Origin of the sequence: uncultured Acinetobacter sp. (genome assembly GCF_947626835.1) — a bacterium.
Classification (GTDB): domain Bacteria; phylum Pseudomonadota; class Gammaproteobacteria; order Pseudomonadales; family Moraxellaceae; genus Acinetobacter.
This window is the reverse complement of sequence record NZ_CANQTS010000031.1, coordinates 1-15,001: the sequence shown is the minus strand read 5'-3', so window position 1 is coordinate 15,001 and position 15,001 is coordinate 1. Positions and strand designations below refer to the sequence as shown.

The following is a 15,001-nucleotide window of genomic DNA, read 5'->3' as shown; positions in this document are numbered from 1 at the left end:
TTTTTTGAGAAATGATGTCTAATTTATGCCCATGTGGCAGCCCTGATTATAGTTTATGTTGTGAGCCGCTGCATTTAGGCCAAGCGCATGCACACACTGCCGAGCAATTGATGCGCTCACGTTATAGTGCTTTTGCCAAACAAAAAATTGACTACATTGTAAAAACCACCGCAGTATTGCAGCAGCCACATTTAGATGTACCTGCTATTTTGGAGTGGAGTAAAAGCAATCAATGGCTCAAACTTGAGGTTGTGCAAGCTCAAGAAAAATTGACCAAAAAGCATGCCCAAGTTGAATTTAAAGCGCATTACCATGATGCTACACAGGCGCATATTCACCATGAAGTATCGCATTTTGTACAGCACGCAGGGCAATGGTATTTCTTAGACCCAACCACAGATCATCAACCGACCATGAAGCAGGCTTGTATTTGTGGTTCGGGGAAAAAATTTAAGCAGTGCTGCGCAGCATTTTTATAAGTTTTGGCATAGAATAGCGCGCAAGAAAGCGCCTACACGGATACTCAGGCCATGTTACTGACCGTTATTTATATTATTGCAATTACCGCTGAAGCGATGACCGGTGCGTTATCTGCCGGTCGGCGTAGTATGGATTGGTTTGGTGTAGTGATCATTGCTTGTGTCACTGCATTAGGCGGTGGTTCGGTGCGTGATGTTTTGTTGGGACACTATCCTTTAACGTGGGTCAAGCATCCTGAATATTTGGTGCTGACCTGCTGTGCTGCATTTTTTACCATCATGATTGCCAAATGGATGCGTCATTTGCGCTCCATCTTTTTATTGCTTGATGCATTAGGCTTAATTGGCTTTACCATTATTGGTTGTCAAATTGCCTTAGAAATGGGACATGGTTTTGTGGTGTGTGCTGTGGCTGGGGTACTGACTGGTGTTTCGGGCGGTATTTTACGTGATATTTTATGTAATGATGTGCCTTTAGTCTTTCGCCGTGAATTGTATGCCAGTATTTCGTTTGTGGCTGTGATTTGCTATTGGGCTTGCCTAGAGATTGGTTTGTCGCTTGAGCTGACCGTGATTGCCACTTTGGTATTTGGTTTTTCATTGCGCTGTATTGCGATTTATTTTGGGCTAGAGATGCCTAAATTTATCTATAAAGAAGATGATGAACAATCTGCTTCTTCAAAAGACGCTTCATAATAAACAACGCACCCGCTTAAAATAGCAGATATTTTGAGCAATTTAGCGTATAACAAAGAGCAAAATCATACATCCTGTTGTGAAAGCAGTACGCTTCCTTTCACCTCATCAGAGATCTTGCTATGGATTTAGTTTCGCGAATTCAACGCTTACCCATCGGTAAGTTTCACTATACCTTGCTGTGGGTCATCGGACTGGGATGGATGTTCGATGCCATGGACACAGGCTTAATTTCATTTATTTTGGCCAAAATGGCAGAAGATTGGTCGATGACGCCCACTGAAAAAGGCTGGGTAGTCTCGATTGGTTTTGTGGGCATGGCGATTGGTGCGGTGTGTTCGGGGGCTTTAGCCGATCGTATTGGGCGTAAAACTGTTTTTGCCACCACATTAGTCATCTATAGCTTAGCCACAGCAGCATGTGCTTTTGCGCCTAACTTAACTTGGTTGTTGGTGTTTCGCTTTATTGTGGGTTTAGGTTTAGGTGGGCAACTGCCTGTTGCTGTGACCTTGGTCAGTGAATACATTCCAGCCCATGTGCGTGGCCGTTTTATTGTCTTGCTTGAGAGCTTTTGGGGTTTAGGCTGGTTATGTGCAGCATTGGTGTCTTATTTTGTGATTCCAAAATTTGGCTGGCATATGGCCTTTTTAATTGGTGGTATTCCTGCGTTGTATGCCATTGTAATCTGGAAGATGGTACCTGAGTCAATTCCGTATTTAATCCATCGTGGGCGGATTCAAGAAGCACACGAACTAGTGCAAAGCATTGAGCGTAAATGCGGTGTGGCAGTCATTGAACAGATCGAAGTTAAACAGATTGCTGAGCAGAAAACTGGTTCATTTTCACAATTATGGTCGGGTATCTTTGCACGTCGTACCTTAATGCTGTGGTTGATTTGGTTTGGAATTGTCTATTCTTACTACGGCATTTTTACATGGCTGCCAAGTTTGTTGGTACAACAAGGCTATAGCATTGTGCAGTCGTTTGAATATGTCCTATTTATGATTTTGGCACAATTGCCGGGCTATATTGTGGCGGCATGGCTGGTAGAGTTATGGGGGCGTAAAGCCACGTTGGCCATCTTTATTGGGATGTGTGCAGTTTCTGCTTACTTCTTTGGCCAAGCTGACAGCGTTGCATTGATTATGTTATGGGGCTGTTTACTGTCGTTCTTTAACCTAGGTGCTTGGGGTGTGCTTTATACCTATACCCCAGAACAATATCCAACCCATATTCGTGCTTTTGGCTCAGGTTGGGCGGCAGCGATTGGGCGGATTGGTGGCATTGCTGCACCACTGGCGGTGACGCATTTAATGGTCAAAGACGATGGTTTTAGTTATGTCTTTATGATGTTTACTGCTGTTTTAGTGGCTGTGGCAGTGGTCATTTTAGTGTTGGGCGAAGAAACCAAAGGCCGTACTTTGGAATCCATTTCCAAGTAACTGCGCTTGATTGAATTAATAAGCGTCATGCGTTGTCGCATCGGGATTTGTAATTAGGTTTCTTTGGCGACATCGCATTATAATTTCCCAAGACAAAAATATTATTTTAGGATTATAGGTTGGTATGACAAGCCTTGTGCATCATGCGACAGAAAATCGCTCAGTAGCAGAATTTACCGAACAAGCATATTTAAACTATGCCATGTACGTGATTATGGATCGTGCATTACCGCATATCAGTGATGGTTTAAAGCCGGTGCAACGTCGTATTGTGTATGCCATGAGTGAACTCGGTTTAAAGCCAAGTGGCAAACCGAAGAAATCTGCACGTACGGTAGGTGATGTTTTAGGTAAATACCATCCGCATGGTGACTCCGCTTGTTATGAAGCGATGGTGTTAATGGCACAGCCTTTTAGTTATCGCTATCCATTTATTGAAGGGCAAGGCAACTGGGGTTCACCGGATGATCCAAAATCCTTTGCTGCCATGCGTTATACCGAAGCCAAGTTATCCTCTTACAGCGATTTATTGTTGTCAGAATTGGGGCAAGGCACATGTGATTGGCAAGATAACTTTGACGGTTCAATGAAAGAACCGGTCAATTTACCTGCTCGTGTACCAAATATTTTAATGAACGGTACTACAGGGATTGCTGTGGGTATGGCCACCGACATTCCACCGCATAACTTACGTGAAGTCATTAAAGGCACGATTGCGTTAATCCGTAATCCAAATTTAAGCGACGAAAAAGTGGCTGAATTTATTCCTGCACCTGATTTACCGACCAAAGCGGAAATTATTACCTCACCGCAAGATTTACTTAAAATTCAAACCACAGGTCGTGGCAGTTATCGGGTACGTGCAGTTTATACAGTCGATAAAAACGAAATCATCATCACAGATTTGCCGTACCAAGTATCAGGTTCAAAAGTCATCACCCAAATTGCCGACCAAATGCAAGCCAAAAAATTGCCATTGGTGAGTGATATTCGTGATGAATCGGATCATCAAAATCCAACCCGAATTGTGATTGTACTGCGCTCGAATCGTATTGATGCAGAAGCGGTGATGAGCCATTTATTTGCCACCACCGATTTAGAATCAAGTTATCGCGTTAACTTAAATATGATTGGTGCGGATGGTCGTCCGCAAGTGAAATCCATCCGTCGTATTTTGCTGGAATGGATTGAGATTCGTAAACAAACCGTAACCCGTCGTTTAAGTTACCATTTAAATAAAATTGAAAAGCGCCTGCATATTTTGGGCGGTTTATTGGTGGCGTATTTAAATGTCGATGAAGTGATTCGCATTATTCGTGAAGAAGACCATCCCAAAGCCATTTTAATGCAACAATTTGGCATTGATGAGATTCAAGCCGATGCCATTTTAGATTTAAAACTACGTCAGTTGGCCAAACTTGAAGAGCAAAATATTCGCACCGAACAAGCCGATTTAGAAGGCAAAGCTGCGGTTATTCGTGAGCAATTGGATAATCCTGATTCATTGAAGAATCTCATTATTGCTGAATTAAAAGAAGACGCGAAAAAATTTGGCGATGCCCGTCGTTCACCGATTGTCCAGCGCCAAGAAGCGACAGCCATTAATGAACAAGACATGCTGCCTGCTGATCCTGTTACGGTGGTGATTTCACAAGCTGGTTGGGTGCGTTGTGCCAAAGGTCATGATGTAGATGTAGCCAATTTAAATTTCCGTGCCGGCGATCAATACTTAAGTCATGCGCAAGGTAAGTCTAATCAACGTGCTTATATTTTAGATGAAGCAGGGCGTAGTTATGCGCTTGCCATTAATCAATTGCCATCGGCGCGGGGTTTTGGTGAGCCATTAAGCTCTAAACTCAGCCCTGCCAATGGGATTGGCTTTAAGCAGGTCTTTATTGCCGAAGATGACGCTGAAATTTTGGTGTTAAGCAGTAAGGCCTTTGGCTTTAAAACCCAAGCCAAACACTTAGATACCAGTGCCAAAGCTGGAAAAGCCTTTTTGACTTTGCCAGAAAATAGCCACATGTTAGATATTCAAGCCATTGAGCAGTTTAGCCATGTTGCTGTGCTTACCTCTGGTGGTAGAGTGGCGGTGATTGATCTTACAGAATTACCAATCCTCAACAAAGGTAAGGGGAATAAATTGGTACAACTAGAAGATCAAGAACAGCTGCTTGCCGTAGCGTTATTGAATTTAGATGAAACAATTCATGTGGTTGCAGGTCAACAGCAGTTAAAGCTCAAAGCTGATGATCTACTCAAGTATGTGGCTAAGCGAGCCTCTAAAGGGCAACTGTTACCGCGTGGTTATCAAAAAGCAACGAAACTCTTCGTTCAAAGATAATGCCGGTTTTGTTGTCAATACGCTTATATACTTGAATCGTGAAGATGGAAGCAATGCTGCACATTACACGTATAACAATGAGTGCAGCATTGACAATAAGAGTAAAGACACAAAATTAGTGGGAGACATTGGGATTATGGAAAAGATCTGGTTTGCTGAGTATCGAAAAACAGGGATTCCTGAAACTGTTACATTACCACCAGAAAACACCTCGTTAGTAGATGTTTTTGAAAGTAATTTCCAAAAATTCGGCGCACGTGATGCTTTTATCTTTATGGATAAAGCCATGACTTTTACTGAGTTAGAAGAAGCAAGTCGCAAATTTGCTGCGTATTTGCAGTCTTTGAATTTAGCCAAAGGTACGCGTATTGCGGTGATGATGCCCAATGTCCTTCAATATCCTGTGGTGGCTGTGGGTGTGTTACGTGCAGGCCTTGTTTTGGTCAATGTTAATCCACTGTATACCGCACGTGAGCTTGAACATCAGCTGAATGACTCAGGTGCGGAAGTCTTGGTGATTGTGGAAAACTTTGCCCATGTTTACCAAAAAATTATGGGTAAAACGCCAGTCAAACATGTGGTCGTCGCTTCAGTGGGCGATATGTTGGGTGTGCTTAAAGGGACTTTGGTCAATTTTGTGTTGCGTTCGGTGCGCAAACAAATTCCGGCTTGGGATATTCCGCATCACGTTAAATTTAATCCATTAATGGCCAAAGCACAGGCCAGCCAGTACAAGCGTCCAAGTTTGACTTTAAGTGATACAGCCGTGTTGCAATACACCGGCGGTACGACAGGTGTGTCTAAAGGTGCTGAGCTGACCCACCGCAACTTAGTGGCTAACTTATTGCAATGTGATGGCATTTTCCAAAGTAAATTTGGCAATCAAGATGGTGCACCAGATGATCGTTTCTTGTGTGCCTTACCGCTGTATCATATTTTTGCTTTTATGGTCTGTGCCTTATATGGCATGTATAAAGGTCAAGCTAATGTCTTGATTCCCAATCCGCGTGATTTACCTGCGGTGATTAAAGAATTACGTAAATATCAACCGACCTTTTTCCCTGCGGTAAATACTTTATTTAATGCTTTGGTCAATAATGATGAGTTTAAACAGCTTGATCATAGTCGTTTAAAAATGACCATGGGCGGTGGTATGGCGGTATTGCCATCAACTGCAGAAGCATGGAAAAAAATTACCGGCACCAATATTACCGAAGGTTATGGTTTATCAGAAACTTCACCGGTTGCCACAGCGAATCCGCCAGCATCCAATGAGTTTAGTGGCACCATTGGTATTCCTTTACCACTGACCGAAGTGGCGATTTTAGATGACGATGGCAATGAAGTGGCATTAGGTGAGCAAGGCGAAATCTGTATTCGTGGTCCACAAGTCATGAAAGGCTATTGGAACCGACCTGATGAAACCGAAAAATCCATGGTCAATGGTTTTTTCCGTAGCGGTGATATTGGTGTGATGGACAGCCGTGGCTATATCAAAATTGTCGATCGTAAAAAAGACATGATTTTGGTGTCTGGCTTTAATGTTTATCCTTCAGAAATTGAAGAAATTATTGCTAAACATCCAAAGGTGCTTGAAGTGGCTGCAATTGGCGTTCCGGATGAAAAATCAGGCGAAGTACCAAAACTGTTTGTGGTGAAAAAAGATCCGTCTTTAACCACAGAAGAGGTGTTGGCATTTGCCAAAGAAAACTTAACTGGTTATAAACGTCCGCGTTATGTGGAGTTTATGGATGAATTACCAAAATCTAATGTGGGTAAAATCCTGCGTAAAGATTTACGTAAATCAGCTTAAAAATCAAAGCGCCGTGAAGGCGCTTTTTTTTATTTGCGTGGTGTGGCATCACTTTTCATCAGCCAGCGGTCAATATAAGGGCGACCAATACCAATAATCCATAAAAACACCAAAGTAGTACCACATTGACGGCCAAAAGCATCTAAATTAAAACTGCCTTGATAGCTATATAGGTTATCTATGAGGCAATACACTATGACAATGGTGGCCCAATGCCAGACCAGTTTACGACGAATGCCGACCATCCAAAAGGCCACGGTCATCATGACAATCGTCCCCAAAGTGGAGAGCATATTAAAATTGGCACAGATCATGGCCAATAAAAATGCCACAACTGGCAAAACGACTTTTAGCACGCGATCAACTTGTTGTTGATGCAATTTTTGTTGCTCAAGGATGGCAAGCATCTTGAGTTGTTCTTGATCGTTCATAACCCTAGCCTAAGTGCAATTGTAGCAAAGGCTCTATTTAACAAATTGCCATGCTATGATGCAAGCTTCGTGCAACTTGAGAAACGATATAGATGCAAAGTATAAGTGGAATTATTTATCTCATTTTAACTGCTTGTTTATTACCCTATGCTTTTGCGGTGATTGCTAAAGTTGCAGGGGGCTTTCGTGCTCAAGATAATCAAAATCCACGTCAATTTTTAAGTCAAACCACAGGTCTGGCAGCACGTGCCAATGCAGTGCAACAAAATAGCTTTGAAGGTTTACCTTTATTTATTGCCGCTATTTTAATTGCGGAATATATGGTGATCTCGCATAGCATTATTATGACCTTTGGCATTGCCTATTTGTTGTTACGTGTAGTGTATGGCGCATGTTATTTGCTTAACTGGGCAACCCTACGTTCGATTGTGTGGTTTATGGCGCTATCATGTCCTGTTTTGTTGTTACTGTTGGTGATTAAACTCACAGTGGGCTAAAAATTCCTGTTGAGCGGTGTATAATCGGCAACGGATAATACACAAAGTCGCTATAATTGCGCTTTGAAAGACAGCTTAATTTGAGAGTGATGCTATGAGCTACAGCAACATCCCAGCGGGTAAAGACGCACCAAACGATATCTACGTAATTATTGAAATTCCTGCCAATGCAGCGCCAATTAAATACGAAATCGACAAAGATTCTGATGCACTATTTGTAGACCGTTTCATGGGTACAGCAATGTTCTACCCAGCGAACTACGGTTATGTACCAAATACATTATCGCTTGATGGTGACCCATTAGACGTACTTGTGGTAACGCCACATCCAGTTGAACCAGGTTCTGTGATTCGTTGCCGCCCTGTTGGTAAACTCAACATGGAAGATGACGGTGGTGTTGATGCAAAACTTGTTGCTGTTCCACACGACAAATTAACGCCAATTTACAAAGACGTGCAAGAATATACTGATCTTCCACCATTATTGATCAGCCAAATTGAACATTTCTTCCAACACTACAAAGACTTAGAGCCTGGTAAATGGGTTAAGTTAAGTGGTTGGGAAGGCGCTGATGTTGCAAAACAAGAAGTGTTAAGCTCAATTGCAGCCTATGAAGAAGCCAACAAATAAGTTGTCAGCTTCAAGCAAAAAACCTGCACAGTGTGCAGGTTTTTTTATGCCAATTTTCTTGTAAAAATTAGAATAATGTCACAGGAATATCTAACCAAATACGCCATTCATTGGTCGAACCAATCCCATTGCTCACATAATTACCTGAGGCATTGCTATAGGTGTCGCTGCTACGTAAATAAGAGTGACGTAAGCGTAAACTTGCATCTTTCATAGCACCGCTTTGTACGGTGTATTTCACTTGGTTAAAGAACTCGTGTTCTTCTGCTTGGTCAATGGTTTTGGTTGGATTGTCGTATTCGGCAATATCAATATCCCAACCATAAACAAAAGCACTGGTCCAATTTAAGCCCGCTAAGCCATGATTTTTAAAGTTGTAGTTGTACATTAAACCCACTGATTTTTCATCTTTACCGTTAAAATCAGAAAGGTATGAGTTTGGTACATAAATACTTTGTAAGCCATCTGCGTTATAGGCATAGTCATAGCCAATATCGCCGCTATTGTCTTGATAAGACAACGCTACGCTATGAACATCTTTGTTATAGCTTGCAGATACACCCCAAATGGTGTTACTTAAAGATTCAGTTAGACTGCGTTTGTCGGTAGTTGCTGCACCTGCTTCCCAATCAGTTTGATAGCCCATTGCATCTAAACTCAATGACGCATCGTTTTTTAAAGGACGTGTATAACTGACATTGGCATAGTGACGATCAAGTTTGTCTTCAACATCAACGCCATAGTATGAACCATTGATTTGATCATTAAACTTGTATTTTGCACCCCAAAAAATTGCGCTATCTAACCCTTGGGCATCTGATTTAAGATCATTTGACCATTGGTTTTGTGTGAACTTACCGCCAATTAAGGTTAAGTCTTTAATTTCATTACTTTCTACATATAAACCTGTGAAGTACTCAGGCACTAAACGTGCAGTATTACTGGCTAGTACAGGCAATTCAGACACTTGTGTACCATAAGTCATGGTTGTGTTTGAAACGCGTGCTGAAACGTGAGCACCACCACGTACCCAATGATCATAGGCATCGCCTGAACTATCGCGCGGCATCATTTGGTTGCCTGTGTTTTTATTGGCACCTAACTTGATTGATGCATCCCCAACCACACCTACAGCAAAGCCCACTTTACCTTGAGTAAAGCCTGAATCAAGTTTAAAGATCGCCGTTTGTGCAGCCGAACTTGTGTCGTTTAAACCATCTTTTTTATCGCGGTTTAAATAGCCAGTACGGAAAAGCACAGAACCTTCAGCACCTTCAACAAAGCCTTTGGCTTCGCTTTGTTCGCTGGCATATACCGATGAGATCAGTGCGGCTTGGATTAAAACCACCAAGGTAAGTTTTTGCATTGGGAGAGAGCCTCATACAAGATTTAAGGGGAAATAAAAGCCCATATTTTGAGCACAGCAGTGCAGTAAAAATGCATAACACTACGACAAAATATGATTTTGTATAATTTATTTGCTTAAAAGTACACAATTGAGCCAAAGGATGCGATAGTTTTTTTTCTTTTTTGGTTGTTTAAATATAGAAGAAATAGTGATTTTAATATTAAAAACAATCATATATATAAAATTTTTGTTCAAAATTTATGGCTAAATTTTATGCTTCAATATTTTGGTGTGTACTACTTTAATAGCGATATTTACAAATATCATCATCATTTTAATCAAGCAACACATCTTAAGAACTAAGCGCTTTAAGCTCAATGATTAGTGCACAGTGGTTTAGGCAGGGTTAGAAAAAGTTTAATTTGCAAAAACTATTAGAAAAAATGCAACTTGATAGCAGCATGAGCCAAAAAGCCGTTAATTTTGCTAGATTTTTCTGTCAAATCTTAATAAGGTGCATAAAGATCAAAAAAATGCACTATTTATAGGCAAAAGAACATGCTTTTAAAAAAGCGAATTTTATTATGATTTTAACTTATGCCAAAAATACAATTGGAGGAGGGATAGGTAGATTATAACGTGTTAAATGACATGAATATTCTTGATAAAAATAAATAGCAAACAGTTATTTAGAGTGAAAGCGTATTTTTAAAACGATCTTTTTTATCAGGTTGGCATAGCTATTGCTAACTTTTGACTTAAGTAAAAACGAATTTGAAAAACATCAATATATAGGGGAATTATCATGCAATTGACAACAAAACTATCGGCAGCATTGCTTTTAGCATTAGGATCAAGCACAGCATTTGCGGCTGAAGCAGTCAATTCTGAACATCAAATCAGCGGTAACATTGCGGTGTTATCAAGTTATAATTCACGTGGTATGACCAATAGCCCTGAAAATGACAAGGTCACTATTCAAGGCGGTTTAGATTATAGTCATGCATCTGGTTTTTATGCCGGTTATTGGGGTTCAACCATTGGTTACTCACTCACAGACTATGATGATGAAGTGGGTGACTACACAGGTAGTGATACTTTTGAACATGATTTTTATTTGGGTTATAACGGCAGTATTAATGCAGATTGGGGTTATAACTTAGGCGCTGTATATTATTATTACTATGAATCAGATGCCGATGCTGATGTGCTTGAAAGTGTGTTGGGTGTGAACTATAAAAATTTAAGTCTAACTGCGCAAACCTTATGGAATGATGTCAATTGGGGCAACACAGGTGATACCTATTTACTTGCGTCTTATAGCCATCCTTTACCACGTGATTTTACCCTCAATACCTCTTTAGGTGTGTCTTATTATAACGATGATACAAGCAAATATTTTGATACTACAGAAGATTTTGGTTTCCGTCATTTTACTGCCGGCTTGAGCCATCCTCTAGGCAACACCGGTGCAGATATGAGCGTCGATATGATTTTTGCTGGCTATAACCGTGTTGATGAAAAACAAAAAAACAAAGTCGTGTTTGGCCTAAGCTATAATTTCTAAGCTGAACATTTTACTTCATGATGAGCGGTCAAGACTTGGCCGCTTTTTTTATGCTATACAAATAAAACAATAATAATCAAAGCGTCGAAGCATGAAAAAAATATTAAGTATTGATGGTGGTGGGATTCGCGGCATTATTCCTGCGTTAGTATTGGCTGAAATTGAAAAACGTACCGATAAACCGATTAGTGCCTGCTTTGACTTATTTGCAGGTACATCTACAGGTGGAATTTTAAGTTTAGGTTTAACCAAAGCCGACACGTTTGGTCGACCTGAATATAGCGCTGCGGATTTAGCTGAAATTTATGCCTCAAGAGGGCGCGAAATTTTTGCTCGCTCCTTATGGAAAGGCTTTTCTTCTGTGGGTGGCTTAACGGATGAAACCTATTCTGATCATGGTTTGGAAGCAGTATTAGAAGACTATTTTAAAAATACGGATTTAGCCAAATGCTTAGTTAAAACCATGATTACCACCTATGACTTAGAAAAACGTGAGCCTTTATTTTTAAAAAGTTGGCGAGCTGAATATGCCGATGTGCTGATGCGTGATGCAGGGCGTGCCACTGCTGCTGCACCCACTTATTTTGAACCTGCAAACATTGCCGTCAACGGTGAGCCACGTGTATTGGTGGATGGTGGAATTTTTGTGAATAATCCTGCTATGTCGGCTTATGCTGAGGCACGTCGGATTTTCCCTGAGGAACCTGATATTTTGTTGTTATCTTTAGGTACAGGCGAATTAGTGCGCCCCATTTATTATCATGAAGCTAAACATTGGGGCAAATTGGAATGGGTATTACCACTACTCAATTGTATGTTTGATGGTATGGCAGATGCGGTAGATTATCAGCTTAATAATTTATTAGAAGCGGAGCGCTATTTCCGCTTACAACAAAGTCTCACCTATGCTTCAGATGATCTAGATAATGCCACGCAAGGCAATATCAGTTTATTACAACAAGAGGCTGCACGACTCATTCAAAAGCACAGTTTAGATTTAGATAAACTCTGTGAGCTTATTGCGTAGCTCCTCGATAAGACAACGCTTCAGTGACATGTGCACTTTCAATATTGGCGTTCAGGTTTAAATCGGCAATCGTGCGAGCCACGCGTAACACACGATGATAACCACGTGCCGATAAATTAAGACGTTGTTGAGCAAGGCTTAAAATTTGTTGGGCTTGCGGATTAAGGCAAGCATATTGTTCTAAGCCTTGTGGACTTAAGGCGCTATTGAGTATGCCTTGGCGCTTAATTTGTTGCTCATACGCTTGGATGACTCGTGCACGTACTGTGGCTGAATTTTCAGCAGGCAGGCGGCTTTGTAATTCTTCAGCTGGCAAAGGGGGGACATCAATATGCAAATCTATACGATCGAGTAATGGCCCTGAAATACGATTTTGATAGCGCTGAATACTTAAAGCAGAACATTTACAGCGTTGATCTTGATGAAAGGCATAACCACAAGGACAAGGGTTCATCGCGGCAATCAGTTGGAAATTGGCAGGAAAGGTCATTTGCCTTGAAGCACGGGAAATCACTATTTGTTTAGATTCAAGTGGCTGGCGTAAAACTTCTAATACTTTTCGGTCAAATTCTGGTAATTCATCTAAAAATAAAACCCCTAAATGAGCAAGCGTGATTTCACCGGGTTTGGGTTGTGAACCGCCTGTAAAAAGCCAAATTAAATGCAATAATAGCAAAATTATTCATGATAATTGCAATTATGAAATCAAATTTAGTAGAAGGGCCTGTTAGAAAAATCGGTATTCAAAGTAGATCTTTAACAGGTACTATGCCTAATGGTAATCGGTACGAGTCATCTCTAGAAAGAGATTTAATGATTTTATTGGATTTTGATCCTCATGTTAAATTCTATACGCCTCAACCAATTACTATTAGATACCGAGATAAAAATAATATTTGGCACAAATACATTCCTGATGGATTAATTGAGTATTATCCAGAAAATACATCTTTTGACTCTACCCCTGTTTTAGTGGAAGTAAAGTATAGGAATGAGTTTGTAGGTAAATTTAATGATTGGGTGCCAAAATTTCGAGCAGCTAATCAATATGCTAAAGAGAATGGTTGGATATTTAAAATACTAACAGATGACCGAATAAGGACTCCTTTCTTAAAAAATGTCAAATTTTTAACATCTTATAAGCATATATATGATCCTGTCATGAACTTGGAAATAGAAGAAAAATTAAAAATCTTATCAGTAGCAACTCCTCAGAATATTCTTAATACATTATTTTTTGATAAATGGAATCAAGCTAAGGTTTTACCGATCATATGGGGGATGGTTGCGAGACGTGAGTTACAAATTGATTTAAGTGTACCAATTACAATGAATAGTAGAGTTTGGATGGTATGAGAGTGATACTGCCTGGCGCGATTGTATCGTGGAAAGATAGGACATATCATATTGCCTTTAGGTGTTTATCATCGACTTAGAAAGTTTAATGGGCAATTATTTTGCCCCTATTGCTTGGCTGATGGTGAACCATATTTTAGAAAAAGTTGGAGAGTAGCATACCTAACTGTTTGTCCTAAACATTTTACTTATTTGCGAGATTGTTGTAGTCAATGCCAACAACCAGTTTTGCCCTTTAGATGTGATATGGTGAATAAGGTACAGTTACCCATTCATCTTGATTTAGCTAAGTGTTGGCACTGTGACGCAAATTTAAGATTACAAAAAACTAAGCTGGCAACATATGCGGAAATCAGGTTTTCCTCAAAAATACAATTTGCCTTAAATAACAATTATGTATATATAAAAGAATGTTATATTCCCTCGATTGTTTTTTTTAAGGGTATACGAGTGCTGGCTCAAGGATTACAACGTTTAAATAAAAACTTAGATAAGAGTAAAAACAAGCAAACTGAATTAATGAAGCTATCCGTTAGAAGGGAGCTATATTGGAAAGTATCGCTTTTTTTATTAGATTGGCCGGATAAATTTAAAATTTTCGCTGAAGAAATTCCACACCCTTTTACTACATTTATTTTAAGAAGCAACGAATCTTGTGCTCCAAATTGGGTGTGTAAAGCACTAGTTGATCCATTAAATTAAACTTAACTATAGTCGCTCTGCCTATCTGGTCTCACTTAACCTTGCTAAATTCACTATTCATATATTTTGGTAATATTCAAAAAAATTTATCCGTGCTATTTTAACACATAAATTAATGTGTTAGATTGCATTAATTTATGTGTTAAATTTTAGGGCTAATGACTTATTCAGATTTCATCTGTGAGTTGAAAAAGGCGAATCTTAGTGTTCGTGCATTTGCTGATTTAATTGGTATGAATCCAAACTCTATTTCAAATTATGCTCGTTCAGGAGAAATACCAACGCATCTTGCTGTAATAATTGTACTTATTGCTGAAATGAATAAGCAAGCAATTGATTATAAGAAGATAATTTGTGGTTTGAAGCTTTCTCCAAAAAAACCTAGAGGGGCTGGGACAACTGGTTGCTTTGGTGGCAATCATCCAACCCATCCTGAGTTCGATTTATTTATGGAAGATACTAATGATTAAATTAGAAAAGCTGTTACCTGATTTTGGAGCAGATGTATCTTCTTTTTATTCTTTTGGTTTAGATTGCCCAGAGTTATTGCCCTACGCTACTCTTACTAACACAAGCCAAGATCATAATACTTGGCAGAGTAAAACTTGAAGTGCGACATAAACCACCTAATTAATTTAAAGGGTTTATGGAGTATATAAAATTGTCAT

General features: G+C 39.9%; 15 protein-coding genes and 1 pseudogene. 13 read left to right on the top strand and 3 right to left on the bottom strand.

What is annotated here, in order from left to right:
- The first annotated feature begins 14 nt into the window (after nucleotides 1–14).
- The 5 genes from Q0Z55_RS10640 to Q0Z55_RS10620 all read left to right on the top strand — a co-directional run bounded on the left by Q0Z55_RS10640 (nucleotide 15) and on the right by Q0Z55_RS10620 (nucleotide 6,774).
- Complete coding sequence (locus Q0Z55_RS10640) at nucleotides 15–479, top strand: YchJ family protein (RefSeq protein WP_297428241.1); 465 nt, start codon at nucleotides 15–17, stop codon at nucleotides 477–479.
- A 51-nt stretch (nucleotides 480–530) separates the two neighbouring features.
- Entirely contained in the window at nucleotides 531–1,175 is a 645-nt protein-coding gene (locus Q0Z55_RS10635; RefSeq protein ID WP_297428239.1) for a trimeric intracellular cation channel family protein, read from the top strand.
- Between the two features lie 122 nt (nucleotides 1,176–1,297).
- Entirely contained in the window at nucleotides 1,298–2,617 is a 1,320-nt protein-coding gene (locus Q0Z55_RS10630) for an MFS transporter (protein ID WP_297428236.1), read from the top strand.
- A gap of 124 nt (nucleotides 2,618–2,741) precedes the next feature.
- Entirely contained in the window at nucleotides 2,742–4,961 is a 2,220-nt protein-coding gene (gene parC, locus Q0Z55_RS10625; protein WP_297428233.1) for a DNA topoisomerase IV subunit A, read from the top strand.
- A gap of 136 nt (nucleotides 4,962–5,097) precedes the next feature.
- Entirely contained in the window at nucleotides 5,098–6,774 is a 1,677-nt protein-coding gene (locus tag Q0Z55_RS10620; RefSeq protein WP_297428230.1) for an AMP-binding protein, read from the top strand.
- Nucleotides 6,775–6,803: 29 nt separating this feature from the next.
- Here Q0Z55_RS10620 and Q0Z55_RS10615 read toward each other — a convergent pair whose 3' ends face one another.
- Complete coding sequence (locus tag Q0Z55_RS10615) at nucleotides 6,804–7,205, bottom strand: hypothetical protein (protein ID WP_297428227.1); 402 nt, start codon at nucleotides 7,203–7,205, stop codon at nucleotides 6,804–6,806.
- Nucleotides 7,206–7,297: 92 nt separating this feature from the next.
- Here Q0Z55_RS10615 and Q0Z55_RS10610 point away from each other — a divergent pair, with 92 nt between their 5' ends.
- Both Q0Z55_RS10610 and ppa read left to right on the top strand, forming a co-directional pair.
- The gene (locus Q0Z55_RS10610) at nucleotides 7,298–7,702 is read left to right on the top strand and encodes an MAPEG family protein (protein WP_297428224.1); all 405 of its coding nucleotides are present in this window, start codon (nucleotides 7,298–7,300) and stop codon (nucleotides 7,700–7,702) included.
- A gap of 94 nt (nucleotides 7,703–7,796) precedes the next feature.
- A complete protein-coding gene (gene ppa, locus Q0Z55_RS10605; protein WP_122900469.1) occupies nucleotides 7,797–8,333 on the top strand; it encodes an inorganic diphosphatase in 537 nt (178 codons plus the stop codon).
- Nucleotides 8,334–8,400: 67 nt separating this feature from the next.
- Here the strand turns inward: ppa and Q0Z55_RS10600 are convergent, their stop codons facing one another.
- A complete protein-coding gene (locus Q0Z55_RS10600) occupies nucleotides 8,401–9,699 on the bottom strand; it encodes an OprD family outer membrane porin (RefSeq protein ID WP_297428218.1) in 1,299 nt (432 codons plus the stop codon).
- A gap of 787 nt (nucleotides 9,700–10,486) precedes the next feature.
- Between Q0Z55_RS10600 and Q0Z55_RS10595 the strand changes: the two genes are divergently transcribed.
- Nucleotides 10,487–11,248 (top strand): TorF family putative porin, encoded by a 762-nt coding sequence (locus Q0Z55_RS10595; protein ID WP_297428215.1) that lies wholly within the window; start codon nucleotides 10,487–10,489, stop codon nucleotides 11,246–11,248.
- A gap of 91 nt (nucleotides 11,249–11,339) precedes the next feature.
- Nucleotides 11,340–12,275 (top strand): patatin-like phospholipase family protein, encoded by a 936-nt coding sequence (locus tag Q0Z55_RS10590; RefSeq protein ID WP_297428212.1) that lies wholly within the window; start codon nucleotides 11,340–11,342, stop codon nucleotides 12,273–12,275.
- Here the strand turns inward: Q0Z55_RS10590 and Q0Z55_RS10585 are convergent.
- Nucleotides 12,265–12,918: pseudogene (locus tag Q0Z55_RS10585) on the bottom strand (ATP-binding protein); the annotation flags it as partial. The gene Q0Z55_RS10590 and the pseudogene Q0Z55_RS10585 sit on opposite strands and share 11 nt — an antisense overlap.
- A 41-nt stretch (nucleotides 12,919–12,959) precedes the next feature.
- Between Q0Z55_RS10585 and Q0Z55_RS10580 the strand changes: the two are divergent.
- From Q0Z55_RS10580 to Q0Z55_RS10565, 4 genes are all read left to right on the top strand, one after another.
- On the top strand, nucleotides 12,960–13,631 hold the full coding sequence (locus tag Q0Z55_RS10580) for a heteromeric transposase endonuclease subunit TnsA (RefSeq protein ID WP_297428209.1): 672 nt from the start codon (nucleotides 12,960–12,962) through the stop codon (nucleotides 13,629–13,631).
- 51 nt (nucleotides 13,632–13,682) lie between these two features.
- Nucleotides 13,683–14,333, top strand: coding sequence for a TniQ family protein (locus Q0Z55_RS10575; RefSeq protein ID WP_297428206.1), 651 nt, complete (start codon nucleotides 13,683–13,685; stop codon nucleotides 14,331–14,333).
- Nucleotides 14,334–14,491: 158 nt separating this feature from the next.
- Nucleotides 14,492–14,803, top strand: coding sequence for an XRE family transcriptional regulator (locus tag Q0Z55_RS10570; protein WP_297428203.1), 312 nt, complete (start codon nucleotides 14,492–14,494; stop codon nucleotides 14,801–14,803).
- Nucleotides 14,796–14,942 (top strand): hypothetical protein, encoded by a 147-nt coding sequence (locus Q0Z55_RS10565; protein ID WP_297428200.1) that lies wholly within the window; start codon nucleotides 14,796–14,798, stop codon nucleotides 14,940–14,942. Before Q0Z55_RS10570 ends, Q0Z55_RS10565 begins: the two co-directional genes overlap by 8 nt.
- The last annotated feature ends 59 nt before the right edge of the window (nucleotides 14,943–15,001 follow it).

What these genes read in the sequence shown, in the direction of transcription:
- Q0Z55_RS10640 (WP_297428241.1), top strand. Translation starts at nt 15, where the DNA reads ATGTCTAATTTATGCCCATGTGGCAGCCCTGATTATAGTTTATGTTGT.
- Q0Z55_RS10635 (WP_297428239.1), top strand. Translation starts at nt 531, where the DNA reads ATGTTACTGACCGTTATTTATATTATTGCAATTACCGCTGAAGCGATG.
- Q0Z55_RS10630 (WP_297428236.1), top strand. Translation starts at nt 1,298, where the DNA reads ATGGATTTAGTTTCGCGAATTCAACGCTTACCCATCGGTAAGTTTCAC.
- parC (WP_297428233.1), top strand. Translation starts at nt 2,742, where the DNA reads ATGACAAGCCTTGTGCATCATGCGACAGAAAATCGCTCAGTAGCAGAA.
- Q0Z55_RS10620 (WP_297428230.1), top strand. Translation starts at nt 5,098, where the DNA reads ATGGAAAAGATCTGGTTTGCTGAGTATCGAAAAACAGGGATTCCTGAA.
- Q0Z55_RS10615 (WP_297428227.1), bottom strand. Translation starts at nt 7,205, where the DNA reads ATGAACGATCAAGAACAACTCAAGATGCTTGCCATCCTTGAGCAACAA.
- Q0Z55_RS10610 (WP_297428224.1), top strand. Translation starts at nt 7,298, where the DNA reads ATGCAAAGTATAAGTGGAATTATTTATCTCATTTTAACTGCTTGTTTA.
- ppa (WP_122900469.1), top strand. Translation starts at nt 7,797, where the DNA reads ATGAGCTACAGCAACATCCCAGCGGGTAAAGACGCACCAAACGATATC.
- Q0Z55_RS10600 (WP_297428218.1), bottom strand. Translation starts at nt 9,699, where the DNA reads ATGCAAAAACTTACCTTGGTGGTTTTAATCCAAGCCGCACTGATCTCA.
- Q0Z55_RS10595 (WP_297428215.1), top strand. Translation starts at nt 10,487, where the DNA reads ATGCAATTGACAACAAAACTATCGGCAGCATTGCTTTTAGCATTAGGA.
- Q0Z55_RS10590 (WP_297428212.1), top strand. Translation starts at nt 11,340, where the DNA reads ATGAAAAAAATATTAAGTATTGATGGTGGTGGGATTCGCGGCATTATT.
- Q0Z55_RS10580 (WP_297428209.1), top strand. Translation starts at nt 12,960, where the DNA reads ATGATAATTGCAATTATGAAATCAAATTTAGTAGAAGGGCCTGTTAGA.
- Q0Z55_RS10570 (WP_297428203.1), top strand. Translation starts at nt 14,492, where the DNA reads ATGACTTATTCAGATTTCATCTGTGAGTTGAAAAAGGCGAATCTTAGT.
- Q0Z55_RS10565 (WP_297428200.1), top strand. Translation starts at nt 14,796, where the DNA reads ATGATTAAATTAGAAAAGCTGTTACCTGATTTTGGAGCAGATGTATCT.